Source organism: Paenibacillus sp. RC21, assembly GCF_044907935.1.
Classification (GTDB): Bacteria; Bacillota; Bacilli; order Paenibacillales; family Paenibacillaceae; genus Paenibacillus; species Paenibacillus terrae_A.
This window is the reverse complement of sequence record NZ_JBIYCS010000002.1, coordinates 582,257-607,479: the sequence shown is the minus strand read 5'-3', so window position 1 is coordinate 607,479 and position 25,223 is coordinate 582,257. Positions and strand designations below refer to the sequence as shown.

Below are 25,223 nucleotides of genomic sequence, written 5' to 3'. Positions count from 1 at the left end.
AAAGGCTTTTGTGGAGAGAAGCTATGCCAAACGCTCAAATACCTGTTCTTAAACAGAACAGAATGAAGAAAAGAACAAGTCGGAAGATTGCCATACTGCTCATTTTGTTGTTTATCGTACTGCTTGCTGTTCTCTTTTTCCGTTCCTCATTAAGCCGGGTTTCTGAAATCCGTTTTGACGGCAATGTATTTTCGACCCAGGAACAGTTGCTTAATCGAAGTGGTCTGGCTATCGGTGATCAGTATTTCGGAGTCAGTTCTTCGGGCATTTCCGAGAAGCTGCGAGAGATTCAGTCGATTCAACAAGTAACAGTGGACAAGCAGTTTCCGGGAGTCATTGCTGTTCATATTAAAGAGTTTGCTACGGTTGCTTACGAGTTGCAGAGTGATGGGAGCCTGCGCGCCATTCTTGCGAATGGGACCAGCGTAGGCGTGGGCAGTAGCGGAATTGCGGTTGAGAAGCCTATTTTAACCAAATGGAAATCGGATGATCCCTACAAAGCAAAGCTATGTGATGCGTTATCTCGGATTCCGGGGGAATGGACAGCCGACATATCGGAAATCATTCCCGCGCCGATACCCTCTTTTCCAGACCGCATCAAAATGTATACACGCTCTCAATTTGAGGTTATTACGACGGTTTCTCTGCTGAGCTCTAAAATCAGTTATTTGAATCAGGTGCTGGAAACAGAAGAGCCTGGTTTGATCACAATGCTGGAGGCAGATTCCTACGTTCCGTTCAAACAGGATACGAGCGAAGAGCCCCAAGAAAAAGATACTACTCAGTGATGTGAAAAAATGCTAGAATTGATTTTATGGGTAATAGACTTGCCTCCTTCTTTTTTCTTCAAATTTTTATGTGACTGCAACCATAAATTGGCTTCTAAAAAATTTGTAGAAAAAAGAGGGAAAGCATGGAGTATGTTGAATATGTACAGAGTGTGTTCAAAGAACGAAATTCATTTTGGAGTCAGGAGGTGCCACAGACTTGAGCAACAATGACATCATTGTTAGTTTGGACATCGGTACATCCAAAGTTCGGGCTATTATTGGGGAAATGAACAATGGAACCTTTAATATTATTGGAGTTGGATCTGCCGACTCGGAAGGGATTCGCAAAGGTGCAATTGTAGACATCGATCAAACCGTGCAATCAATCCGTAACGCCGTGGATCACGCAGAGCGCATGGTTGGTATTCAAATAACAGAAGTGTATGTGGGGATTTCAGGCAACCATATTGGCCTGCAAAATAGTCATGGCGTAGTAGCCGTGTCCAACGAGGACCGTGAAATCGGTGAGGAGGACATTGAGCGTGTGCTCAAGGCAGCTGAAGTTATTGCAGTACCACCAGAGAGAGAAATTATTGACGTGGTAGCCAAGCAGTATGTCGTGGATGGCCTTGAAGGTATTCAAGACCCTCGCGGTATGATCGGAGTTCGTCTGGAAGTAGAGGCTACGATTGTTACGGGAGGCAAGACGCCGATACATAATCTGTTGCGCTGCGTTGAGAAGGGCGGCTTGAGAATCAAAGATTTGGTGCTGCTACCTCTGGGCGCCGGACAATTGTCACTTTCGAAGGATGAAAAGGTGATGGGTTCGGTGCTGGTGGATATTGGTGCAGGCTCTACAAATGTTGCTATTTTCCAGGAAGGAACGATTGTTGCCACATCTACACTTCCCATCGGCGGAGAATTTGTAACCAATGATATTGCCTACGGACTGAGAACCCTTACCGATCAAGCCGAAAAAGTAAAGCTTAAATACGGCTGCGCATGGTATGATGATGCGGCAGCCGATGTCGTCTTTAAAGTGACCCGCATCGGCAGTAATGTCGATAAGGAATTCAATCAGCAGGACTTGGCTGCCATTATTGAGCCGAGGGTGCAGGAAATTTTTCAACTCATTCAGGCGGAAGTTAAGCGCTTGGGTTACACAGAGCTTCCGGGGGGTTATATACTTACCGGAGGCACCGTCTCCATGCCTGGTGTACTTCAGGTGGCACAAAGCGAACTGGCCGCTTCTGTAAGGATCGCCGTACCAGACTTTATCGGTGTAAGGGATCCGGGTTACACAAGCGGAGTCGGCATCTTGCATAATGCCATTCGCTACTATCGCGGAAGATCGACCAGCGTTAGCAGCAACAGCGGTGGAAGTTCCAAGAAGCCGACCAACCGAACCAAGAGCAGTCCCGTTGCGGAAGGCGAGCAAAAGCAGGGGTTGATTGAACGCTTAAAAAACATGTTCAGTGAGTTTATATAACGTTCATTGCTAATTATGCCAATCATGGACGGGCCATCCATGCACATTGAGGGGGAGATGGAATAGTATGTTGGAATTTGATTTTGAAATGGAGAGCTTGGCTCAAATTAAAGTGATCGGCGTCGGAGGCGGCGGCAGCAATGCGGTTAACCGAATGATCGAAAATGGTGTTCAGGGTGTGGAGTTTATCACCGTCAACACAGATGCTCAGGCGCTTCATTTAGCGAAGTCTGAGCATAAGCTTCAAATTGGTGATAAGCTGACTCGTGGTTTGGGTGCCGGAGCTAATCCGGATGTGGGTAAAAAAGCGGCTGAGGAGTCGCGTGAACTCATTATGAACACACTCAAAGGTGCGGATATGGTATTCGTGACGGCGGGAATGGGTGGCGGTACAGGTACTGGAGCAGCTCCTGTCATTGCTGAAATTGCCAAGGAATGCGGCGCGCTGACTGTAGGCGTTGTAACACGACCATTCACATTTGAAGGGCGTAAGCGCTCCAATCAAGCCGAGCTGGGCATTGAGGGATTAAAAGAAAAGGTAGACACTTTAATTGTTATCCCAAATGATCGCCTGCTTGAAATTGTGGATAAAAAGACCCCTATGCTGGAAGCATTCCGCGAAGCGGACAATGTTCTTCGTCAGGCGGTACAAGGTATTTCTGATTTGATCGCTGTACCGGGTTTGATCAACCTCGACTTTGCTGACGTGAAAACGATTATGACGGAGCGTGGCTCCGCTTTGATGGGGATTGGCGAAGCAACTGGTGAGAATCGGGCGGCTGAAGCAGCACGCAAGGCTATTATGAGCCCGTTGTTGGAAACATCCATTGAAGGCGCACGGGGTGTGATTATGAACATCACTGGCGGCAACAATCTGTCTTTATACGAAGTGAATGAAGCAGCTGAAATTGTAACCTCGGCTTCCGATCCGGAGGTCAATATGATCTTCGGTGCCATCATTGACGAAGAGTTGAAAGAAGAGATTAAGGTTACCGTCATTGCAACTGGCTTTGAAGGTAAACCAAGCCAACCGGCACCTGGGCGTAAACCGACTGCTAACCCGGCGGCACCTGAATCGGCGGAGAAGGGTTCTCCTAACTTGCGTCCGTTCGGCAACACTCAGAGCAGTGATCAACTCGATATTCCGACATTTTTACGTAACCGTTCACGCAATAATAATAACGATAACTAGATTGAAATCGGATAGCCCGTATTCTCCTTGGAGATGCGGGCTTCTTTCTATTTTCTGTATCTCGTATTCGATTCGTTGGCTGATTCCATTGTAAGAACTCCATTTTTACCATTTCCCGTGCTTCTCCCCTTTCCGACAAAATTAGTCGGTCACCGTCCCCATCGTTAGACAGACTTTGAACAGCATGACTACTATACTTAAGCCTATCCTGCAAACGCTGGGCGGGTGAACCTTTGGTTGTTTACATCGACTTAATTTTTTTGGCCAATTTGTTCATTGATGCTGTACTGCTGATGGCTACCGCCTGGATGAGAAAAATTCGTCTGGTGTGGTGGCGGCTGCTTGCTTCGGCTGTTATCGGTGCGATGTATGTGGTCATGATGTTTGTGCCGGAGCTGTCCTTTTTATTTACATTCCTGATTAAGCTGGCATTATCGGTCATTATGCTGTTGGTGGCTTTTGGATTTGGCAGCATGCAAAAGTATCTTCGTACGATGGGTGCTTTTTATATGATCAATTTTGTAGCAGCGGGAGGAATTCTGGGGATGCATTATTTACTCCAGAGTACGGGGGAATTGTTTAATGGCATCTGGTACACGGCTTCAGGTGGAATGTCCTTTGAGCTGAAAATTGCATTCTGGTTTATCTTATGCACATTTGGCGGAGTGATGCTTTTCTTTCGTATTGTGCAATCTTCAAAGCATCGCGCGGAAAGGATGAGTGGATTTCTGGGTGAGGTGCAGGTATGGATCGGACAGGATCATATTGAGTGTACAGGCTTGTTGGATACGGGGAACCAACTTCATGATCCTTTGACCAGGTCACCAGTGATGGTCATGGAGGCTGCCTTGTGGGAGGCATATTTACCCTCTTCCTGGCTCCAAAAGCTATCTGAGGGAAATGCGGATCAACTGGTGATGGAGTTGGGAGACGAATCGTTCAACTGGCAGGATCGAGTTCGTCTTGTTCCCTATCGTGGCATTAACCGTAACCACTCCTTTATGCTCGCACTCAAACCGGATCGCGTAGAGGTGGTGATGAATGGGGCTCGTTATGTGCATCATCGGGTGCTGATCGGCTTGGATGGGGGGAAGCTGTCAGCAGAGGGAAAATACCGCGCGATCATTCATCCAGATGTGACGGCACACGCGGAGGGGGCTGCTGAGCCGGAGGATCATAAGCAGGAAGCAAGCTTTGAAGCGCAGGACGATGGTCGTGGACACACGATCAGGTCTGAAGGCAATCAGGCTATTGCTGTAACGGACGAAGGGATGCAGCGAGATTTAGCACCATTTTCAGAAGGGGGAGAATGACATGTGGGAACAGATGAAATTCAAGATGAAAATCAGGTTGACTTTACAGTTGCAATATTATCGTATTTTATTTTTATTCGGGTTAAAAAGTGAAGAGATTTATTATATCGGCGGCAGCGAGGCGCTCCCCCCGCCGCTGACGAGGGATGAGGAAGAGTATTTGCTTGGAAAACTCTCTTCCGGTGATGCAGCAGTACGCTCCATGTTGATTGAACGGAATTTGCGGCTGGTGGTGTACATTGCACGTAAGTTTGAGAACACAGGAATCAACATTGAGGATCTCGTATCCATAGGGGCGATTGGACTTATCAAGGCAGTTAACACCTTTGATCCCGAGAAAAAAATCAAGCTCGCTACCTATGCTTCCCGATGCATCGAAAATGAAATTTTAATGTATTTGCGCCGAAATAGTAAAACGAGAACGGAAGTTTCTTTTGACGAGCCTTTGAATATTGATTGGGATGGGAATGAGTTGCTACTTTCCGATGTGATGGGGACGGAAAATGATACCATTTACCGCAATATTGAGGAGCAGGTGGACCGCAAATTATTGCATAAGGCGCTGGATAAGCTGACGGATCGGGAACGTCTGATTATGGAGCTGCGTTTTGGCTTGCAGGACGGGGAAGAGAAGACACAGAAGGATGTTGCTGACCTGTTAGGCATCTCGCAATCCTATATTTCGCGTCTGGAAAAACGTATTATAAAGCGCTTACGGAAAGAGTTCAACAAAATGGTGTGACGTTTGGGTATATTCGGAAGCGATGGAAACGGCGAATAAAAAAACACCCTCAGGAGATAATGTACATTAATGTTGCTCCTTGGGAGGTAAGACACGATGACCCGAAACAAAGTGGAAATTTGCGGTGTGGATACCGCCAAACTGCCGGTGCTAACCAATGCGGAAATGCGCGAGCTGTTCACATCACTTCAGCAAAATAATGAACGATCAGCCAGAGAAAAATTGGTTAACGGCAATTTACGGCTCGTCCTGAGTGTGATTCAGCGCTTTAACAATCGGGGAGAGTTTGTTGACGATTTGTTTCAGGTAGGATGCATCGGCCTGATGAAGGCGATTGATAATTTTGACCTTTCGCAAAACGTGAAGTTTTCCACTTATGCGGTGCCGATGATTATCGGTGAGATACGCCGGTATTTGCGGGACAACAATCCGATCCGTGTATCCCGTTCGCTGCGAGATATTGCATATAAGGCGCTTCAAGTGCGGGATAGTCTGACAAATCTGAATTCGCGGGAACCGACGATTTTTGAAATTTCTGAGGCGCTGAACGTGCCTAAGGAAGATGTTGTGTTCGCATTAGATGCGATTCAGGACCCGGTTTCGCTGTTCGAGCCGATATATCACGACGGGGGCGACCCAATCTATGTGATGGATCAGATCAGTGATGACAGAAATAAGGACGTCTCATGGATTGAGGAAATCGCTCTGCGGGAAGCGATGCATCGCCTGGGCCAGCGTGAAAAGATGATATTGTCCATGCGTTTTTATGAAGGAAAGACGCAGATGGAGGTTGCCGACGAAATCGGTATCTCTCAAGCCCAGGTTTCGAGATTAGAGAAGTCGGCTATACAGCAAATGCAAAAGCATGTGAAGTCTTAGTTTTAAGGGAAGAGAAGCTTGGAAGGCACACTGATAAAAACGATCCTGTGTGGATCGTTTTTGCGTTTAAAGGACATTTTTTGGGTTCTCTCGCTCATATAGTGAAATAAAGGATGTGATGCGTGTGAGTACGCCGGAAACGTCGGTAAGGGCCATGAAAATTTCCGAGTTTCAAACAAAGGATGTCATTAACATTGTAGATGGGCGACGATTGGGACAAATCAGTGATTTGGAGATTGATGTACGGCAGGGCAAAATCGAGGCCATTGTTGTCCCTGGCAGCAGCCGTTTTATGGGCTGGTTTGGAGGGGGAAGTGAACTGGTCATTCCTTGGCGCAACATTGTGAAAATTGGCTCGGATGTGGTACTTGTACGATTGGAGGGACTGCATGAGCCGCAGGGTGATGGTGAGGAAAAAGTATATATTGAGCGCCAGGAACGAAATGATCGACGGGGATTTTGAACAGTGATTTTGAGCTTTAGGAATATGTGCATTTGACAGCTATGTGAAGACACGGCGGCGGCTTTTTGGTACACTGGGCAGTAGAGGTGAGAACGAATGGAACCGTTTGTAGTAAATACCGGGGCAACGGGTGTCGCGTCAACGGCAGATGGCACGCATCCTTTGCCGGAGTTGTTATATATTCAATCCTGGGAGAAACAGGTTCGCGGATTGACAGCAGGCTTTACCGGACGCCATGGCGGTGTCAGTGAAGTGCCTTATGAAAGTCTGAATTGTGCGTTTCATGTAGGGGATGACCCGGAGAAAGTTATTCGCAATCGGCAGCTTATTGCGGAGCAGCTCGGATTTATGCCTGAAGCCTGGACCTGTGGAGAGCAGGTACACGGTAATCACGTTGCTGTTGTAAAGGCTGCTGACCGCGGGCGTGGCTTTGTGGATCGTGTATCCGCTTTTCAGGATACAGACGGACTGTTGACCGATGCACCAGGCATTTTACTGACATCCTTTTATGCGGATTGCGTGCCGTTATATTTTTGTGATCCGGTGCGGCGTGTGGTTGGGCTGGCGCATGCGGGCTGGAAAGGAACAGTTGCGGAGATTGCGCTGAAAATGGTGCAAACGATGCAGACCGAATATGGATCTCAGCCGTCCGATTTGCTTGCAGCCATTGGCCCTTCCATTGGTTCTGAGTCATACGAGGTGGATGAGCATGTTATGAGCCAAATTCGGGTTTTGGAGCATGATTGCCCGGGTAATGATAAATGGGAAGGTACTGTCTATTTCCCGTTAGGCGGCGGAAAAACGCTCCTTGACTTGAAACAATGCAATCGACACATTATGATGAAAGCAGGAATATTGCCGAGCCGTATCGAATGTACTACCTTATGCACGAGTAGCCGCAGCGATTTGTTTTTTTCGTATCGCAAGGAAGGCGGCGTCACAGGGAGAATGGCGAGCTGGATTGGTCTGGAAGAGAGGTGAGTCCTCCCGTGTCTTTGGAGGAACGAATTAAAGAAGTGAACGCCCGTGTGGAAGCGGCATGTGCCCGCAGCGGACGTTTGCGTGAAGAAGTAAATGTGATTGCTGTCACGAAATATGTTTCAGCAGTGGCGATGGCATCCGTATTAGACAATGGCTTGGAGCATGTTGGCGAAAATCGCTGGCAGGATGCTGCGGATAAATGGAGCAAGCTGGGTGACCGGGGAACATGGCATTTTATCGGTCATCTGCAAACCAATAAGGTTAAAGATGTTATTGGAAAATTTGAATTTATACACTCGCTTGATCGGTTGTCGCTGGCTCAGGAATTGGACAAGAAGGCGGCTGCTCTTGGACTAAGGATCAAAGCCTTTGTGCAAGTTAATATTTCAGGGGAAACTTCGAAATATGGCCTTTCTTCTGAGGCGGTGGTACCTTTTCTGAAACAAATTCGCGATCTGGAGCATGTGGACGTGATCGGCTTGATGACAATGGCTCCCCATGAGGAAGACCCGGAGAATACCCGGCCTGTATTTCGGGGGCTACGTGAACTGCGTGATGCGTTAAATGGACAAGCTTTAACGAGAGAACCTATTGTTCACCTGTCGATGGGCATGTCTAATGATTTTGAGGTGGCGGTTGAAGAAGGAGCGACCTGGTTACGGCTTGGTTCTGTACTGGTCGGACGAGAGGAGGATTTCCATTGGGCGTAATGAATAAGTTCATGAACTTCCTGGGACTTCAGGAAGAAGAGGAAGTTGTAGAGCGAGAGGTTATGAATACGCCGGAAGATCAAGAAATTGAAACCCCAAGCTTTGATAAACGTAAGAACCAGAAGGGCAATAATGTTGTCAGCATCCATTCACAGAAAAATGTGAAAGTTGTCCTGTATGAGCCGCGTTCTTATGATGAAGCACAGGAAATTGCCGACCACATTCGTTCCCATCGTACAGTCGTGGTCAATTTGCAACGCATCCGTAAGGATCAGGCGTTGCGCATCATTGATTTTTTAAGTGGTACTGTATATGCGTTGGGCGGGGGGATTTCCAAGGTGGGCAATAATATTTTCCTGTGTACACCGGATACGGTTGAAATTCAAGGCTCCATTACGGAAATACTAGCTGACACTGAACAAGAACTTAACAGAATGAGGTGAGCTTTTCTTGATCGAGGTAATCGGTTGGCTATTTCAGATTTATTCTTACATGATCATTGCATATGTCCTGATGTCATGGCTTCCTAATGCAAGAGAAAGTGTAATCGGTGATTTACTTGCCAAGTTTGTGGAGCCGTATTTGTCTCCTTTTCGCAGATTTATACCGCCAATCTTCGGGATGATTGATATTTCACCCATCGTTGCGCTGATTGCTCTGCGTTTTGCGTCGTACGGTTTGATGTCTTTAATTAGCAATTTCGTCTAGGAGGACTTATGCGAACCGAGATTTATGAGCATTTTCACCCGGATGAACGGGATTATGTAGATCGCGCTTCCGAATGGATCAGTCATGCGGGGGCTTATCATGAGCAGAAGCTGACTGATTTTTTGGACCCGCGTCAACTGTACATATTGGAGACGCTTGCTTCGAAGGAAGACAAGGTCACGATTAGGATAGATGGCGGCTATGAGGCATCGGAACGAAAGCGGGCGCTGATTGCGCCCGATTATTCGTATTTGGACGAGGAGAATATGGGGATTCAGGTTCTTTCCGTTTTGTCCGATGATCATAAAATTAATACGTTGGAGCACGGTGATTACTTGGGTGCGATATTGGGACTTGGAATCAAGCGTGGAAAAATCGGGGATATTCATGTGCTGGACGATGGGTGCCATGTATTGGTGGCTTCAGAGATCAGCGATTTTATTACAATGCATTTACAGCAGGTTCATCGTGTTCATGTGTGGACCGAACTGTTGCCTCCAGAAAATCTGCGGACGAAGGATGTTGCATTGGAGCCGCTGGACCTGACGGTGGCTTCTTTGCGTCTGGATGGCATTGCCAGTGATGTGTACAAGCTCAGCCGGAGCAAGATTTTAACTCCGATCCGGGCCGGACGTTGCCGGGTGAATTGGAAGGTGGAGGAGAATCCATCCACTTCACTTAAAGCGGGGGACGTTATTTCCATGCAGGGGTTTGGGCGTTTCAAAGTGCTGGAAACAGATGGAATGACAAAAAAAGGAAGATTCCGTGTCAAAATTGGCAAGTTTATATAGCTGGAGGCAGGAATCACGAGCTTTCTGTCGAAAGAATTAAGCTATAGCGGAGAACTGGAACGATTTTGCTCTGTACAGCATTCACAAAACGGGGTATGATGACCGATAGATGATAGTGAGCGTCGTGACGCGGAAAATGTTTTTTTGTCAATCTTATAGGAGGTGGACGGCATGCCATTAACGCCATTGGATATACATAACAAGGAATTTGCCCGCCGGCTTCGCGGTTATGACGAAGATCAGGTCAATGAATTTTTGGATCAGGTGATCAAGGATTACGAGGGCGTTATCCGTGAAAATAAAGAACTGAGTACACAGCTGTTGAATGTTCAGGAAAAGCTCGATCATTTTTCGACCATTGAGGATACGTTGAGCAAGACGATTATCGTGGCGCAAGAAGCGGCTGATGAAGTCCGTAACAATGCCAAGAAAGAATCGCAGCTCATCGTGAAGGAAGCGGAAAAAAATGCGGACCGCATTGTGAATGAAGCGTTGTCCAAATCCCGCAAAATTGCGTTGGAGGTCGAGGAACTGAAGAAGCAGGCTTCGATTTACCGGGCACGTTTTCGTACATTGGTGGAGGCGCAGCTTGACTTGTTAAGTCAGGACGGATGGGAAGCTCTTGAAAATCGTGAACGCGAAGTGCTGGAGCGTGAGCGTGAAATGAAAGAGATTTATTAATCGTCATTTCTGACAGCGATGATTGGGTCTCGTCAGGGTTGACTTTTATCTTCAAACAGGCTATAACTGTAAATACTATACTGAATATCACGTTATCCGTTGGGTAATGGGTTGTTATTCAGGGCAGCGAAGCTGCTGATTTAATATCCCGATGAATTTAACATTTGTAATTCGTTGATGGGAATGAGTACGTCATGTTTTTGTCCCTCAGAGAGTTGGCCTTTTTCCGGTGCAAGCCAACGTTCAGAACATGACCGAAGATCCTCCCTGAGAAGTGAGCTGAAGCGCTTGAGTTTTATCCGGCGTGTGTAAGCTATCACCGTGTGCCATACGTTACAATGGCGCCCTGCTGTAGTTGAGTAGGGCTCGGAGAGCCGTGACGGGACCAGTCTTTTTGAAAATGGTCTGTTTACGGAATCAGGGTGGTAACGCGAGCACAGTCTCGTCCCTTTACAGGGACGGGGCTTTTTTGTTGCTTTTTTTCAGAGAATGCTACAGAAACTGATGAACAGAGAGGAAGAATGACATTATGAACAGAGTAGATGTCAAAGAAAAGGCACGGTCCCGCGACCTGCGCATCCTGAGCAAATGGAAGCAGGAGGACACGTTCCGCAAAACGATCACGCATCGTGAGGGTAAGCCAAACTTTGTATTTTATGAAGGTCCGCCAACAGCCAACGGTAAACCGCATATCGGTCACATGCTGGGCCGTGTGATTAAGGATTTTGTTGGCCGTTACCAAACGATGAAGGGGTACCGTGTCGTACGTAAGGCGGGTTGGGATACCCATGGGCTACCAGTAGAATTGGGTGTACAGAAGCAACTGGGCATTTCCCATAAGCCTGAAATTGAGGAATACGGCGTTGAAAAGTTTATCAAAAAATGTAAAGCCAGCGTGTTTGAGTATGAGCAGCAATGGCGTGATCTGACCGAAGCTATCGGTTACTGGACAGACCTAGATAATCCATACATTACGCTGGATAATAACTATATCGAGAGTGTGTGGAACATTCTGGCGACGATTCACGAAAAGGGTCTGCTGTATCGCGGTCATCGCGTAAGTCCGTATTGTCCAGATTGTCAAACAACGTTGAGTTCCCATGAAGTGGCACAGGGCTACAAAGACGTAAAAGACCTGAGTGCCACGGCCAAATTTAAGCTGCATAGCAGTGGTGAATATGTGCTGGCCTGGACGACAACACCTTGGACCTTGCCGAGTCACGTGGCACTTGCCGTCAATCCTGATCTGGAATACGCTCGTGTAAAACAGGAAGACGGTGTATACATCGTTGCCAAAAACCTCGTCGGAGACGTGATTAAAGGCGATCATGAAGTGATTGGCACGTTGTCTGGCTCGGAACTGGTAGGTCAAACGTATACTCCGCCATTTACGTATTTCCAAGTCGAGAAGGGCAATCAGATTCTGGGTGCGAAGTTCGTAACCGACTCCAGCGGTACAGGTATTGTTCATATGGCTCCGGCGTATGGCGAGGATGATTACCGGGTATGCCGTGAAAATGGCGTTGGATTCATCAATGTGGTGGATCTCCAGGGTAACTATGTAGAGGAAATCACTGATTTTGCAGGCCGTTTTGTAAAGGACTGTGATGTGGATATTGTTAAAATGCTGTCGGAAAAAGGCTTGCTGTACAGCAAGGAAAAATACGAGCATAGTTATCCGTTCTGCTGGCGCTGTGATACTCCGCTATTGTACTATGCCATGGATAGCTGGTTTATCAAAACAACCGCCATCAAGGATCAACTGATTGCCAACAATAACGAAGTTGAATGGTATCCGGGTCATATACGCGAAGGACGCTTCGGCAAGTTTTTGGAGGAATTGGTGGACTGGAACATCAGCCGTGATCGCTATTGGGGCACACCGCTGAATATCTGGGTTTGTGAGGAAACCGGAGAGCAGTTCGCTCCGCATAGTATTGCTGAACTACGGGAACGTGCGATTGGTGACGTACCAGCTGACATTGAGCTGCACAAGCCATATGTAGATGAAGTCAAGGTTCGCAGTACATGCGGTAAATACGAAATGACCCGTACACCGGAAGTGATCGACGTATGGTTCGACAGCGGCTCCATGCCTTTTGCCCAACATCATTATCCGTTTGAAAATAATGAAACATTCGAGCAGCAATTCCCGGCAGACATGATCTGTGAAGGTATTGACCAGACTCGTGGCTGGTTCTACAGCTTGCTTGCTGTTTCGACCATGCTTACAGGGAAAGCTCCTTACAAAGCAGTTATGGCGACAGGCCACGTACTGGATGAGCAGGGGCAGAAAATGTCCAAATCCAAGGGAAATGTGATTGATCCATGGGAAGTGATTGACGAGTATGGTACAGATGCTTTCCGTTGGGCTTTGTTGTCCGATAGTGCACCGTGGAATAGCAAACGTTTTTCCAAGGGCATTGTAGGCGAAGCCAAATCGAAGCTGGTAGATACGCTCGTAAATACACACGCTTTCCTGACCTTGTATGCGGATATCGACGGTTTTGAACCGGCGCAGCATCCGTTCAAGCCATCGGCACACAAGCTGGATCGCTGGATTTTGTCCCGTCTCAACAGCTTGATTCTGGTGGTGGACAAAGCACTGGCTGTGAACGATTTCCTGAACTCGTCCAAAGCGATTGAGTCGTTCGTGGATGAACTGAGCAATTGGTATATCCGCCGTTCGCGTGATCGGTTCTGGGGCAATGGCCTTACAGAAGATAAATTGGATGCGTACCGTACACTGACTGAGGTGTTGTTGACCACAGCGAAGCTGCTTGCGCCGTTCACGCCGATGCTGGCTGAGGATATTTACCTGAACCTGAGCAACGGAGAAAGCGTTCATCTGGATGATTATCCAACTGCAAATGAAGCCCTGATTGATCTGGAACTGGAACGTGACATGGAGACGGCTCGCCGCGTAGTAGAACTGGCGCGCAATGTCCGTAACGAAACGGGGCTGAAAACGCGTCAGCCGTTATCCGAATTGATTTTGTCCATGGATCAGGATTTTGATCTGAGTGGTTATGAGGAAATCATCAAGGATGAGATCAATGTGAAAAATATTCATGTTGAAACGGACGATAGCGGCTTTGTAGACTTCACGCTGAAGCTGAATTTGAAGGTAGCGGGCAAGAAATACGGCAAAAATGTCGGCTTCCTGCAAAACTTTTTCAAAGGAATGTCTGCTGAAGATACCCGGTCGGTTGTGGAAAAAGGAGTGCTGAACGTGGCTTCTCCAGAAGGGGAAGAGTTGCAGGTTACAGCCGAGGAATTGCTGGTGGAGAAAAAAGCTAAGAAAGGCTTTGCTTCCGCTTCCGGCTATGGTTTAACCGTAGCATTGAACACGGACATTACGCCTGAGCTGGAGCAAGAGGGCTGGGTACGTGAGGTTGTTCGTGCGGTGCAGGATTACCGTAAGAAGCTGGATCTGCCGATTGAAAAGTATGTGGCACTTACGCTGGATGTAGATAGTGAGCTACGTCAGGCGATTCAAAACTTCGATTCGGTGTTGCGTGAGAACGTATTGGTAACGACAGTGACATTTGGTCAAGCCGAGCCTGTGGAACGCGTAGAAGTGAACGGTAAAACTATCGGCGTGCATATTGGGGAATAATTACAAGACCCCTGTCCCATAATACAATAACAGGCAGCATATAAAAAACGAGCCTAAGCATTGGAAACGGATGGATGATCTCCGTTACATGCTTCGGCTCGTTTGCTGCGTTCAGGGCAGTATGGGAAAAGGGGGATTGTGCATGACCGCACGATCAAGGCGCAGACAGGGCAGAAGCCGCCAAGGCATGAACGGAGGAAGTACAGGGGCTGTAGTCACAAATCTAGGTACAGCAGGTGATCAGGTTGACCAGCTAAGCCGTGTAGAAAAGCTGGTGCGTTCCGTGTCGCAGCAGCTGGAACGCAGCCGCATTGCTGATTATGCCCTGTTGCTCAACAAGCCTTGGCGATTGCTATGGCTAAACTTAATATCAGGTCTGTCTCGGGGGCTCGGTATCGCGCTTGGATTTACTTTTTTCGCGGCGACCATTATCTATGTGTTGCAAGTGTTGGGAGCGCTGAATTTGCCGATCATCGGTGATTATATTGCTGATATTGTACGGATTGTGCAACGACAACTGCAGCTAAACACCTACTAGGTACTTGTTTACCTGTTAGGATTTGGTTTAACTATTCTTCGTGCGTATCCGGATCCAGCAGACCTTCGCCCTCGCCATCATCCAGATAACGCTGATAAATGGAACTGCGGACAACAGATATATTTTTTCCATATATGTCTGTGGCTACAAAGCTTTCGTAAGGCTCTACGAAGCCCATATTATCATCGTTGGCTTCAATTTCCATATCATCGTAGCTATGAATTTCTCCACTTTCGGCCATAGCAGGTGTATTCGATGTACCCCAGCTTTCAACGATTTGCCAGGCGTCCTCGCCGTCAAAGCCGTTTTGATCTTCACGCTCATCCAGACTTGTTCTGCCGAATGCGGGAGCGAGGAATTCCTCCTCCACCGGGCGTCGGTTGGAAACTTCCGTTTCAGGGCTGTATTCTTTGCAGTAAATGGTATAGGGAACAGCTAGCAGACGCTCATAAGGAATTGGTTTGCCGCTGGCTACACAAATGCCATAGGTTCCCTTATCCATTGCCATTAAGGCTGATTCGATACGTTCTAATTGAAATTCGTCGTGCTCCAATAGGGAAATGTCCTTGGCTCGCTCATACGTTTCGGTAGCCAAATCACCTGGATGATTATCAATAGGGGAAAGCTCGCCGGTCTGATCGCGTTGGGAATCGCCGAGTCCATAATGATCGTTGTCCTGCAAACGATGTTCAATCTCCTTTTTACGTTCCAGCAGTTCGTTACGCAATCCCTGCAATTGTTGCTCCGTCAATGGGGACATGGAATCCACTCCTTATTCTAGGTTTAACCTGCGCGTACGTTTTGTCGGTTATGCTCCTTGTAGTTTGCACCGGAAAGACCTCTTTTACATAGGAAATTCTGATCAAATGCGCTGGAGTTGATTTCATTCGTAATCCAGGCCCAATAGCTTGGGGATTCGTGGACGATCTGAGAAGGCTTATGCTACAATAAATGGGTTCGACAACGGATATAAGCAGATCGGAGTGACGAAGGACTGTGATTTATTTTGGTATTGCGCTAATTATTTTTTTGATTGATCAGGGAGTCAAATATTTGGTGGCTACGCGCATGGAATTGTACGAGCAGATACCAGTCATCGGCAATTTCTTTCTAATCACGTCCCATCGTAACCGGGGAGCCGCTTTTGGGATTTTGGAAGGCCAGCGTTGGCTGTTTATCGTGATTACGATTGTGGTGGTGATCGGTATCATATGGTACTTGCGGAAAACGGTAAAGGCCGGGCAGAAATTGCTTCCAGTTGCATTAAGTTTGGTACTTGGAGGCGCGGTCGGTAACTTTTTGGATCGGGCTATTTCAGGGGAAGTGGTTGATTTTGCTCAATTCAATTTTGGAAGCTATACGTTTCCGATTTTTAATGTGGCAGATTCGGCGATTGTCATTGGTGTAGCACTGATTATTTTGGATACATTATTGGAATCGCGTCGGAACAAAGGTAATGGCAGTGATAGCATTGAAGGGAAGTCATAGCATGAAAGAAGTAAACGAAAACGGCGAAGCCACAGGTTTGTCTTATGAGGACGAACTGGAGGGTGAATTTCTGGAATGGACAGCGGAATCCGGGGATGCCAAAACACGTATAGACAAATATATCGCCGAAGAAATGAGGGATGTGTCCCGTTCCCAGATTCAATTGTGGATCGGGAACAGTCGGGTGCTGGTGAACGGGACAGCGATCAAGGCGAATTACAAGCTGGCTGAAGGTGATCGAATTTCATTATCCGTACCTGAGCCGGAGAGTGTAGATATTGTACCGGAAAATATTCCGCTGGATGTTGTTTACGAGGATTCGGACGTCATTGTCATTAACAAGCAACGTGGTCTGGTTGTACATCCTGCACCGGGACACTCTTCGGGAACACTGGTCAACGCACTCATGTACCACTGTCATGATCTTTCCGGCATTAACGGAGAATTGCGTCCAGGTATCGTCCATCGTATTGATAAGGATACATCAGGACTGCTGATGGCGGCCAAAAATGATCAGGCTCACGCCTCGCTCGCAGCGCAGCTCAAGGACCACAGCGTCACTCGTAAATATATAGCGCTGGTTCACGGCCATCTAAGTCATGATCAGGGAACGGTAGATGCTCCCATCGGGCGTGATTCGGGGGATCGCAAATTGTTCACGGTGACAGAGCGTAACAGCAAGCATGCAGTTACCCATTTTCTCGTGATTGAGCGTTTGGGGGATTATACCTTGCTGGAACTTCAACTGGAAACAGGGCGCACGCATCAAATCCGTGTGCATATGAAATTTATTGGGCACCCGTTGGTCGGTGATCCGATGTATGGACGTAGCAAAGGAGTCCGTATGGACGGTCAGGCACTGCATGCCGCGGTATTGGGCTTTAAGCATCCCACCACTGGAGAGTACATGGAGTTCAGCAGACCGATTCCTCCCGATATGGAAGATGTACTGGCATCCTTACGCAGTCGGTAAACAATGATAAATTGCATTTGATATTCACAAACCTGAATAATGATTAAGCATAACCGCCTGATTGGCGGTTATTTTTGTTATTGAGCATGGTATATGTAAAAACAACTATGGATAATTATACATTAAAGTTGTATAATTATTTAAGTGCTTCCGGTGGCTCCGGTTGAACAGGTGTTGACACGTGATTTTCAATCTGTCATACTTCTTGTAGTTGCGATGAACTTTGTCCAAAAGATGGATTGCCATCTTGTACTATGAGAAGCCGGATAAAGGAAATCCTGAATAGCACCTTTAAATCAGTCCCGTGAGGCTGGCAAGGTAACGTGAATGGATCACTGATCAGTGCATCCGCTGCGGCGGCATGTCTTCAGTGTATCCGAGAGATCGGAGAACGGTGGAAGACTGTTCATACGAGACTCCTTGCCAAACTTGGGCAAGGAGTCTTTTTTGTATCCGAACACGGGACCAGGTCTGAAGGGAACATAACCTGAGGAGGCTGGAAGCATGAGTCATGAAACACATGTACTGATGGATGAAATTGCGATTCGCCGGGCTTTGACACGGATTGCACATGAAATTTTGGAAAAAAACAAAGGCATTGACAATTGTGTGCTGGTAGGGATTCGAACGCGAGGGGTTCATCTGGCGCAGCGTCTCGCTGCAAAAATCGCTGAAATTGAGGGCGCTCCGATTCCATGGGGGGAGCTGGATGTCACAGCTTACCGTGATGACCGGGGGAACAATGCCGAAGCCAAGGGAAATGGAAAAGAGCTTTTGATGAATCCCGCTGACGTATCGGTTCATGATAAGAAAGTCATTCTCTTCGACGATGTGCTGTACACAGGCCGTACCATTCGCGCGGCGATGGACGCATTGATGCACTGCGGACGACCGCAAATGATCCAGCTGGCGGTGCTGGCAGATCGCGGACACCGTGAGCTTCCGATTCGTCCAGATTACATCGGCAAGAACATCCCGACCTCCAAATCCGAGGAAATCGTAGTTGCGCTTCAGGAGACGGACGGTAAGGACGAAGTGACGATCAATCAGAACCGGGGGGAACAGGCATGATTACAACAACCAGTCAACTTAGAGAACGTAGCCTGCTCGGATTAAAAGAACTTAGCCGAAATGAAATCGAGTCCATTCTGGATCGTGCTCATTATTGGGAATCACAGCCGGAAAAGCTGGTTCCAGTGCTACAATCACGCTTTGCGGCTAACATGTTTTTTGAAAACAGCACCCGCACCCGCTTTTCTTTTGAAATGGCGGAAAAACGCTTAGGCGCTCAGGTTTTGAACTTTTCCGCTGCGGCCTCCAGTGTAGAAAAAGGGGAATCCATCTACGACACGGTACGCACGCTTGAATCCATGGGAATCGACGCAGGAGTCATTCGGCTTAAGCCGGCCGGAGTGCTGCAAGAGCTTGCTGAGAAGGTCAGTGTTCCACTGGTGAACGCCGGTGATGGCAACAACGAGCATCCTACGCAGGCGTTGCTGGACCTATACACGATGCGCAAAACTTTCGGCGAGCTAAAAGGCTTGCGGGTATCCATCATTGGAGACATTCTGCACAGCCGTGTGGCTCGCTCGAATCTGTGGGCCTTGCAAAAATTTGGAGCTCAGGTTAGCTTCTGCGCGCCGGACAATATGCAGGCATCTGATCTTGCGGCGCACGCTCCATATGTACCTATGCAAGAGGCATTGCAGGCAGACGTGGTTATGATGCTTCGGGTACAGCTGGAACGGCACGCCGAAGGAATGCTGCGCTCAGCGGATGAGTATCGCGAGCAGTACGGCTTGACAGAGCAAAGAGCAGCTAATCTTAAACCCGGAACGATCATTATGCATCCGGCTCCAGTGAACCGGAATGTGGAAATCGACAGTGCAGTCGTGGAAAGCGAGCAATCACGGATTTTCCCGCAGATGGCAAACGGGGTTCCAATCCGCATGGCGGTTATGGAACGGGCAATGAAGCTGTAGAAACTGTCAGCAGGATCACGGAATTAGCATTGGTAACGGTTAAAGCAAAGCATAACAAGCAGCGGCTAAAGTTGCAGAAAACCTGAGCGGAGGAACTTTTTACATGAACCAATTAATTATGAACGCAAGCGTATTGAACGAGCAGGGCGAAGCTGAACTGAAATCTATTCTGATCGCGGACGGAAAAATCCTAGCAATCGTAAATGCGGACGCTGGAGTTAGTCTACTCGTGGAAGAAGGGACATCCGAGCAGGAGAGCCAAGTCGAAAAAATCGATGCCCAAGGCAAGCTGGTAATTCCCGGTTTGATCGACATGCATGTGCATCTGAGAGAACCTGGCTTTGAATATAAAGAAACGATTGAAACGGGCAGCCGTGCGGCGGTGAAAGGTGGATTTACGACGATTGCCTGCATGCCGAACACACGCCCGGTGACAGACAATGCGGATACGGTTCAGCTGGTACTGAAAAAGGGGCAGGACACCGGGCTTGCCAAGGTACTTCCTTACGCAGCCATTACGAAAAACGAGCTGGGACGGGAGCTGACGGACTTTGAAGCGCTCAAAGCAGCAGGCGCAATTGGTTTTACTGACGACGGTGTCGGAGTGCAAAGCGCGCAAATGATGAAGGACGCCATGGCGCGGGCCAAAGCGCTGGATATGCCGGTTATTGCTCACTGCGAAGATAACACGCTTGTTGAAGGAGCAGCGGTGACAGACGGCGAATTTGCCAAGCGTCACGGACTTAAAGGCATTCCGAACGAATCCGAAGCGATTCACGTCGGACGGGACATTTTACTATCCGAGGCAACCGGGGCACACTATCATGTATGCCATGTTAGCACGGAGCAGTCAGTGCGGTTGATCCGCCACGCGAAATCTTTTGGCATCAAGGTAACGGCTGAGGTATGTCCCCACCATTTGGTATTGTCGGATGAAGACATTCCGGGGCTGGACGCGAATTGGAAAATGAATCCTCCGCTGCGCTCCCCGCGTGATGTGCAGGCCTGCATCGAGGGACTGGAGGACGGGACGATCGACATCATCGTAACCGACCATGCGGCACACAGCGAAGAAGAGAAGACAAAAGGATTGGAACTGGCGCCTTTTGGTATTGTTGGCTTCGAAACGGCTTTTCCGCTGCTGTACACGAAATTTGTAGCTACTGGACAATGGACGCTCGACTTTCTGGTACGGCGCATGACTGCTGACCCGGCACGTGTCTTCCGCCTCGACACAGGGCGTCTAGAAGAAGGAGCACCCGCTGACCTGACCATGATTGATCTGGAGCAGGAGCAGGCGGTTGATCCGCAAACATTTGCCAGCAAAGGACGCAACACTCCTTTTACAGGCTGGAAACTTAAAGGCTGGCCTGTGAAAACTTGGGTAGACGGCAGACTGGTATGGTCTGCTGACGAAGTGAAATAAATATAAACCACTAAAAAAATAGAACCTTATAGCAGGAAATCATACAGAGGAGTGAGACGGGATGCAGGCAAGATTGTTGCTTCAGGACGGCACGCTGTTTACAGGCACAGCATTTGGTGCGGACGGTGAAAAAACAGGCGAGGTCGTTTTCAACACAGGGATTACAGGCTACCAAGAGGTGCTGACCGATCCCTCTTATTGCGGACAAATCGTAACGATGACTTACCCGCTGATTGGCAATTACGGAATTACTCGGGATGACTTTGAATCGGTACGGCCTTATGTGCATGGCTTTGCTGTTCGACGTTACGAGCCGGTGCCAAGTAACTGGCGTGCCCAATACAGCGTGGACGATTTGCTGAAGGAATATGGCATCATTGGCATTAGCGACATCGATACCCGCATGCTTACCCGGATTATTCGCCATCACGGCACGATGAAGGGCATTTTGACGACGGGCACTCAGCCTGTGGAAGAACTGAAAGAAATGATGGCTGACCTGACGATTGAAGAACTGCGTAATCAGGTTCCATTGACCTCAACGCCTCATCCGTATAGCAGCCCTGGCAACGGGGAGCGAATCGTACTGATTGACTATGGCGCTAAGAGCGGTATCTTGCGTGAACTGAATAAAAGGGATTGCGACGTAGTAGTGGTTCCGCATGATACAACGGCAGAGGAAATTCGCCGCTTGGACCCGGACGGAATTCAGTTGTCCAATGGCCCTGGAGATCCCAAAGACGTACCGCATGCCGTACGCACGGTGGCTGAACTGCTAGGGGAATATCCGATCTTCGGAATTTGCTTGGGACACCAGCTGTTTGCCTTAGCTTCGGGAGCGGATACGGAGAAACTGAAATTCGGTCATCGTGGCGGTAACCATCCTGTGAAGGAACTGGAGAGCGGACGCTGCTTCATCACTTCACAAAATCACGGCTACACCGTGAATGAGGGTTCGATCAAAGGAACCGAGCTTGAAGTGACGCATATTAATAACAACGATAAAACGATTGAAGGTCTTAAGCATACCAAGTATCCCGCGTTTTCGGTGCAATATCATCCGGAGGCTGCGCCTGGACCTTACGATAACGGCTACTTGTTTGACCGCTTTCTGGACATGATCCGTGAGCACAAAAGAAATCATCCAAAGCAACCGCGTCAGGCTGCTATCGCCGCCGCAGTGAGAGGAGAGCGCTAATATGCCGAAAAATACAGAACTTAAAAAAATACTCGTAATTGGTTCCGGTCCTATCGTGATTGGTCAGGCTGCGGAATTCGACTACGCTGGTACACAAGCCTGTCAAGCGCTCAAAGAAGAAGGCGTCGAGGTAGTGCTGATCAACAGTAACCCGGCAACCATCATGACAGACACGAACATGGCGGACAAAGTATACATCGAGCCGATTACACTTGATTTTGTAACACAAATTATCCGTCAAGAGCGTCCGGATGGCCTGCTTCCTACACTGGGAGGACAAACAGGACTGAATATGGCGGTGGAGCTGGCTCGTGCCGGAGTGCTGGAGCGTGAAAACGTCAAGCTGCTGGGAACACAGCTGACTTCGATTGAAAAAGCCGAAGACCGTGACTTGTTCCGCGATTTGATGCGTGAGCTGGAACAGCCTGTACCTCAGAGCGTCATTGTTACAACGTTAGAGGAATCGCTGGATTTTGCTAACGAAATCGGTTATCCGATTATTGTTCGCCCGGCTTATACGCTGGGTGGAACAGGCGGCGGGATCTGTGTGAACGAAGAAGAACTGCGTGAGACGGTAAGCTCTGGCTTGCGTTACAGTCCAATTGGACAATGTTTGGTGGAAAAGAGCATCGCAGGCATGAAGGAAGTCGAGTATGAAGTCATGCGTGACGGCAATGATAACTGTATCGTTGTCTGCAACATGGAAAACTTTGATCCGGTCGGCGTACATACTGGCGACAGTATCGTTGTAGCGCCGAGTCAGACGCTGTCAGATCGAGAGTACCAGATGCTGCGCTCCGCTTCCCTGAAAATTATCCGCGCTCTCAATATTGAAGGCGGATGTAATGTGCAGTTTGCGCTTGATCCACACAGCTATCAATACTATGTCATTGAAGTAAATCCGCGGGTGAGTCGTTCCTCAGCGCTGGCATCCAAGGCGACTGGATATCCAATTGCCAAAATGGCTGCCAAAATCGCGCTGGGCTACACGCTGGATGAAATCGTGAACCCGGTAACGGGACAAACGTATGCTTGCTTTGAGCCGACACTGGATTACATCGTGAGCAAAATACCGCGCTGGCCGTTCGATAAATTCATTTCTGCCAATCGCAAGCTGGGCACGCAAATGAAAGCAACTGGCGAAGTGATGGCTATCGGTCGCACGTTCGAAGAGTCCATCCACAAAGCGGTACGGTCGCTGGAAATCGGTGTACACCGTCTGCATCTTAAGGGAGCCGATCAACTGTCGGATGAGGTGCTCACGGAGCGCCTGATTAAAGCAGATGATGAGCGCTTGTTCCTGGTAGCTGAGGCATTCCGTCGTGGCTGGGAGCAGCAGGAAATTCAGGATTTAACGAAAATTGACTGGTGGTTCCTTGACAAGGTAGAGGGCATCGTCAAGTTCGAAGCTAAAATGGCTGAAGAGTCTGAACTGACCTACGAAACACTCTATCAGGCCAAACGTAATGGCTTTACGGACCGCTCCATCGCCGAGGTTCGCAGTCTGGGCCAACCGGGTGGCAGCATGACAACCGAGCGCGAGGTACGTGAGTTCCGTCTGAGTCACAACCTGCGCCCGGTCTATAAAATGGTAGATACATGCGCAGCCGAGTTTGAAGCTACAACGCCGTACTACTACTCCTCTTATGAGGTGGAAAACGAAGTGATTCCATCCAATAAAGAGAAAGTCATCGTGCTCGGCTCCGGGCCGATTCGGATCGGGCAAGGGATTGAATTTGATTACTCCACTGTACATGCGGTATGGGCCATTCAAAAAGCGGGCTACGAAGCAGTAATTATCAATAACAACCCAGAAACGGTATCTACGGATTTTAACACATCCGACCGTCTCTACTTTGAGCCGCTTTTCTTCGAGGATGTTATGAATGTCATCGAGCAGGAAAAACCGATTGGCGTTATCGTCCAGTTCGGCGGTCAAACGGCCATTAATCTCGCTGCTCCGCTTAGTGCGGCAGGCGTGAACATTTTGGGTACGAGTCTGGAAAGTATCGACGAAGCGGAAGATCGGAAAAAGTTTGAGCGGTTGCTATCACGTCTGGCTATTGCACAGCCTAAAGGCAACACGGTCATCTCGGTAGATGAAGCGGTAGGAACTGCGCAGGCGCTGGGCTACCCGGTGCTGGTGCGTCCATCCTACGTCCTCGGCGGACGTGCGATGGAGATTGTATACTCCGATGCGGAATTGCTGCGCTACATGGAAGAAGCCGTTAAAATCAACCCTGAACACCCGGTGCTGATCGATCGTTACATGCTGGGCAAAGAAGTTGAGGTTGACGCCATCTGTGACGGCGATACGGTACTGGTGCCGGGCATTATGGAGCATGTGGAACGGGCTGGGGTTCACTCAGGTGACTCTATCGCGGTGTATCCGCCGCAGCACTTGTCCGACGAGTTGAAGCAAAAAATCGTGGAAATCACGATCAGCATCGCCAAGGAATTGAAAACGATTGGTCTGGTAAACATCCAGTTCGTCATTCATCAAGATGAGGTGTATGTGATCGAGGTCAACCCGCGTTCCTCGCGGACGGTTCCTTTCCTGAGCAAAGTCACGAATATCCCGATGGCGAATCTGGCAACACAGGCCATTTTGGGCGGCAAGCTCAAGGATGCGGGCTATACAGAAGGGCTATGGCCTGAAAGTAATTATGTCTCGGTCAAGGTTCCGGTATTCTCTTTTGCCAAGCTGCGCCGTGTAGAGCCGACACTGGGGCCGGAAATGAAATCGACGGGTGAAGTGATGGGACGCGACATTCAGTACGCCAAAGCGCTGTACAAAGGACTCGTGGGTGCTGGTATGAAAATCCCATCTACCGGAGCGATCATCATCACGGTGGCGGATAAGGACAAAGAAGAAGCAGTCGAGCTGATGCAGGGCTTTTACAGACTGGGCTACAAAATTATTGCAACAGGTGGAACGGCAGCTGCGCTGGAGCAGGCTAACATTCCAGTGAAGACGATCAACAAGCTGAGCGAGGGTACCCCGAACATCCTGGATATGATCCGCACGGGTGAAGCCAACTTCGTCTTTAATACGCTGACCAAGGGGAAAACGCCAGAGCGTGATGGATTCCGTATCCGCCGTGAAGCGGTTGAGAACGGCATCGTCTGCATGACCTCACTGGATACCGTACGCGCTTTGCTGAGAATGCTGGAGACGATTAACTTTACATCCGAATCCATGCCGGTTTTGAGCCACTAACGCGATACGAATAGAAGATGAGAAATAAGTAGTACAGGAAAGGACATTCATCAGCTTCGG

The 25,223-nt window shown here is 48.6% G+C and carries 23 protein-coding genes and 1 other annotated feature; of the genes, 22 read left to right on the top strand and 1 reads right to left on the bottom strand.

What is annotated here, in order from left to right; translation table 11 throughout:
* Positions 1 to 23: 23 nt before the first annotated feature.
* The 15 genes from ABIA61_RS08085 (at position 24) to ABIA61_RS08015 (ending at position 14,876) form a co-directional block, all read left to right on the top strand.
* Positions 24 to 788: a cell division protein FtsQ/DivIB gene (locus ABIA61_RS08085; protein ID WP_283652489.1), complete on the top strand. Its 765-nt coding sequence runs from the start codon at positions 24 to 26 to the stop codon at positions 786 to 788.
* Between the two features lie 199 nt (positions 789 to 987).
* Positions 988 to 2,259, top strand: coding sequence for a cell division protein FtsA (ftsA, locus tag ABIA61_RS08080; protein ID WP_044649278.1), 1,272 nt, complete (start codon positions 988 to 990; stop codon positions 2,257 to 2,259).
* A gap of 67 nt (positions 2,260 to 2,326) precedes the next feature.
* Entirely contained in the window at positions 2,327 to 3,451 is a 1,125-nt protein-coding gene (gene ftsZ / locus ABIA61_RS08075) for a cell division protein FtsZ (protein ID WP_283652488.1), read from the top strand.
* 233 nt (positions 3,452 to 3,684) lie between these two features.
* Positions 3,685 to 4,764, top strand: coding sequence for a sigma-E processing peptidase SpoIIGA (gene spoIIGA / locus ABIA61_RS08070; protein ID WP_283652487.1), 1,080 nt, complete (start codon positions 3,685 to 3,687; stop codon positions 4,762 to 4,764).
* A gap of 1 nt (position 4,765) precedes the next feature.
* Positions 4,766 to 5,506, top strand: a complete 741-nt coding sequence (sigE, locus tag ABIA61_RS08065; RefSeq protein WP_404580030.1) for an RNA polymerase sporulation sigma factor SigE — start codon at positions 4,766 to 4,768, stop codon at positions 5,504 to 5,506.
* Positions 5,507 to 5,602: 96 nt separating this feature from the next.
* Positions 5,603 to 6,385: an RNA polymerase sporulation sigma factor SigG gene (gene sigG, locus ABIA61_RS08060; RefSeq protein WP_007431182.1), complete on the top strand. Its 783-nt coding sequence runs from the start codon at positions 5,603 to 5,605 to the stop codon at positions 6,383 to 6,385.
* 124 nt (positions 6,386 to 6,509) lie between these two features.
* Entirely contained in the window at positions 6,510 to 6,848 is a 339-nt protein-coding gene (locus ABIA61_RS08055) for a YlmC/YmxH family sporulation protein (RefSeq protein ID WP_044648401.1), read from the top strand.
* 96 nt (positions 6,849 to 6,944) lie between these two features.
* Positions 6,945 to 7,829, top strand: a complete 885-nt coding sequence (pgeF, locus tag ABIA61_RS08050; protein ID WP_283652486.1) for a peptidoglycan editing factor PgeF — start codon at positions 6,945 to 6,947, stop codon at positions 7,827 to 7,829.
* An 8-nt stretch (positions 7,830 to 7,837) separates the two neighbouring features.
* Positions 7,838 to 8,539 carry a YggS family pyridoxal phosphate-dependent enzyme gene (locus tag ABIA61_RS08045; protein WP_283652485.1) on the top strand — a complete coding sequence of 234 codons (702 nt, stop codon included), beginning with the start codon at positions 7,838 to 7,840 and terminating at the stop codon, positions 8,537 to 8,539.
* Positions 8,530 to 8,982: a cell division protein SepF gene (locus ABIA61_RS08040; protein ID WP_025684635.1), complete on the top strand. Its 453-nt coding sequence runs from the start codon at positions 8,530 to 8,532 to the stop codon at positions 8,980 to 8,982. The genes ABIA61_RS08045 and ABIA61_RS08040 overlap by 10 nt, the downstream gene beginning before the upstream one ends.
* A 7-nt stretch (positions 8,983 to 8,989) precedes the next feature.
* Entirely contained in the window at positions 8,990 to 9,247 is a 258-nt protein-coding gene (locus ABIA61_RS08035) for a YggT family protein (protein WP_014282426.1), read from the top strand.
* A gap of 8 nt (positions 9,248 to 9,255) precedes the next feature.
* The gene (locus tag ABIA61_RS08030; RefSeq protein ID WP_283652484.1) at positions 9,256 to 10,038 is read left to right on the top strand and encodes a YlmH family RNA-binding protein; all 783 of its coding nucleotides are present in this window, start codon (positions 9,256 to 9,258) and stop codon (positions 10,036 to 10,038) included.
* A gap of 171 nt (positions 10,039 to 10,209) precedes the next feature.
* Positions 10,210 to 10,719: a DivIVA domain-containing protein gene (locus ABIA61_RS08025; protein WP_014282424.1), complete on the top strand. Its 510-nt coding sequence runs from the start codon at positions 10,210 to 10,212 to the stop codon at positions 10,717 to 10,719.
* A gap of 165 nt (positions 10,720 to 10,884) precedes the next feature.
* Positions 10,885 to 11,172: a binding site (T-box leader), on the top strand.
* Positions 11,173 to 11,248: 76 nt separating this feature from the next.
* Positions 11,249 to 14,338, top strand: a complete 3,090-nt coding sequence (ileS, locus tag ABIA61_RS08020; RefSeq protein WP_283652483.1) for an isoleucine--tRNA ligase — start codon at positions 11,249 to 11,251, stop codon at positions 14,336 to 14,338.
* 142 nt (positions 14,339 to 14,480) lie between these two features.
* On the top strand, positions 14,481 to 14,876 hold the full coding sequence (locus ABIA61_RS08015) for a DUF5665 domain-containing protein (RefSeq protein ID WP_404580539.1): 396 nt from the start codon (positions 14,481 to 14,483) through the stop codon (positions 14,874 to 14,876).
* 31 nt (positions 14,877 to 14,907) lie between these two features.
* Here ABIA61_RS08015 and ABIA61_RS08010 read toward each other — a convergent pair whose 3' ends face one another.
* Positions 14,908 to 15,636, bottom strand: coding sequence for a TraR/DksA C4-type zinc finger protein (locus ABIA61_RS08010; RefSeq protein ID WP_283652482.1), 729 nt, complete (start codon positions 15,634 to 15,636; stop codon positions 14,908 to 14,910).
* Between the two features lie 236 nt (positions 15,637 to 15,872).
* Here ABIA61_RS08010 and lspA point away from each other — a divergent pair, with 236 nt between their 5' ends.
* From lspA to carB, 7 genes are all read left to right on the top strand, one after another.
* The gene (gene lspA / locus ABIA61_RS08005) at positions 15,873 to 16,364 is read left to right on the top strand and encodes a signal peptidase II (protein WP_134913499.1); all 492 of its coding nucleotides are present in this window, start codon (positions 15,873 to 15,875) and stop codon (positions 16,362 to 16,364) included.
* A 1-nt stretch (position 16,365) separates the two neighbouring features.
* On the top strand, positions 16,366 to 17,337 hold the full coding sequence (locus ABIA61_RS08000) for an RluA family pseudouridine synthase (RefSeq protein ID WP_283652481.1): 972 nt from the start codon (positions 16,366 to 16,368) through the stop codon (positions 17,335 to 17,337).
* Between the two features lie 504 nt (positions 17,338 to 17,841).
* On the top strand, positions 17,842 to 18,408 hold the full coding sequence (gene pyrR, locus ABIA61_RS07995; RefSeq protein ID WP_283652480.1) for a bifunctional pyr operon transcriptional regulator/uracil phosphoribosyltransferase PyrR: 567 nt from the start codon (positions 17,842 to 17,844) through the stop codon (positions 18,406 to 18,408).
* On the top strand, positions 18,405 to 19,319 hold the full coding sequence (locus ABIA61_RS07990) for an aspartate carbamoyltransferase catalytic subunit (protein WP_025684627.1): 915 nt from the start codon (positions 18,405 to 18,407) through the stop codon (positions 19,317 to 19,319). The genes pyrR and ABIA61_RS07990 overlap by 4 nt, the downstream gene beginning before the upstream one ends.
* Positions 19,320 to 19,422: 103 nt before the next feature.
* Positions 19,423 to 20,745, top strand: a complete 1,323-nt coding sequence (locus ABIA61_RS07985) for a dihydroorotase (RefSeq protein WP_404580537.1) — start codon at positions 19,423 to 19,425, stop codon at positions 20,743 to 20,745.
* Positions 20,746 to 20,806: 61 nt separating this feature from the next.
* Positions 20,807 to 21,943, top strand: a complete 1,137-nt coding sequence (locus tag ABIA61_RS07980) for a carbamoyl phosphate synthase small subunit (RefSeq protein ID WP_283652478.1) — start codon at positions 20,807 to 20,809, stop codon at positions 21,941 to 21,943.
* A 1-nt stretch (position 21,944) separates the two neighbouring features.
* A complete protein-coding gene (gene carB / locus ABIA61_RS07975) occupies positions 21,945 to 25,163 on the top strand; it encodes a carbamoyl-phosphate synthase large subunit (protein WP_283652477.1) in 3,219 nt (1,072 codons plus the stop codon).
* Positions 25,164 to 25,223: the final 60 nt, after the last annotated feature.

Bases quoted from the DNA above. Each gene is read 5' to 3' on its own strand.
- ABIA61_RS08085 (WP_283652489.1), top strand. From the start codon at position 24: ATGCCAAACGCTCAAATACCTGTTCTTAAACAGAACAGAATGAAGAAA.
- ftsZ (WP_283652488.1), top strand. From the start codon at position 2,327: ATGTTGGAATTTGATTTTGAAATGGAGAGCTTGGCTCAAATTAAAGTG.
- sigE (WP_404580030.1), top strand. From the start codon at position 4,766: ATGTGGGAACAGATGAAATTCAAGATGAAAATCAGGTTGACTTTACAG.
- sigG (WP_007431182.1), top strand. From the start codon at position 5,603: ATGACCCGAAACAAAGTGGAAATTTGCGGTGTGGATACCGCCAAACTG.
- pgeF (WP_283652486.1), top strand. From the start codon at position 6,945: ATGGAACCGTTTGTAGTAAATACCGGGGCAACGGGTGTCGCGTCAACG.
- ABIA61_RS08030 (WP_283652484.1), top strand. From the start codon at position 9,256: ATGCGAACCGAGATTTATGAGCATTTTCACCCGGATGAACGGGATTAT.
- ABIA61_RS08025 (WP_014282424.1), top strand. From the start codon at position 10,210: ATGCCATTAACGCCATTGGATATACATAACAAGGAATTTGCCCGCCGG.
- ileS (WP_283652483.1), top strand. From the start codon at position 11,249: ATGAACAGAGTAGATGTCAAAGAAAAGGCACGGTCCCGCGACCTGCGC.
- ABIA61_RS08015 (WP_404580539.1), top strand. From the start codon at position 14,481: ATGACCGCACGATCAAGGCGCAGACAGGGCAGAAGCCGCCAAGGCATG.
- ABIA61_RS08010 (WP_283652482.1), bottom strand. From the start codon at position 15,636: ATGTCCCCATTGACGGAGCAACAATTGCAGGGATTGCGTAACGAACTG.
- ABIA61_RS08000 (WP_283652481.1), top strand. From the start codon at position 16,366: ATGAAAGAAGTAAACGAAAACGGCGAAGCCACAGGTTTGTCTTATGAG.
- pyrR (WP_283652480.1), top strand. From the start codon at position 17,842: ATGAGTCATGAAACACATGTACTGATGGATGAAATTGCGATTCGCCGG.
- ABIA61_RS07990 (WP_025684627.1), top strand. From the start codon at position 18,405: ATGATTACAACAACCAGTCAACTTAGAGAACGTAGCCTGCTCGGATTA.
- ABIA61_RS07985 (WP_404580537.1), top strand. From the start codon at position 19,423: ATGAACCAATTAATTATGAACGCAAGCGTATTGAACGAGCAGGGCGAA.
- ABIA61_RS07980 (WP_283652478.1), top strand. From the start codon at position 20,807: ATGCAGGCAAGATTGTTGCTTCAGGACGGCACGCTGTTTACAGGCACA.
- carB (WP_283652477.1), top strand. From the start codon at position 21,945: ATGCCGAAAAATACAGAACTTAAAAAAATACTCGTAATTGGTTCCGGT.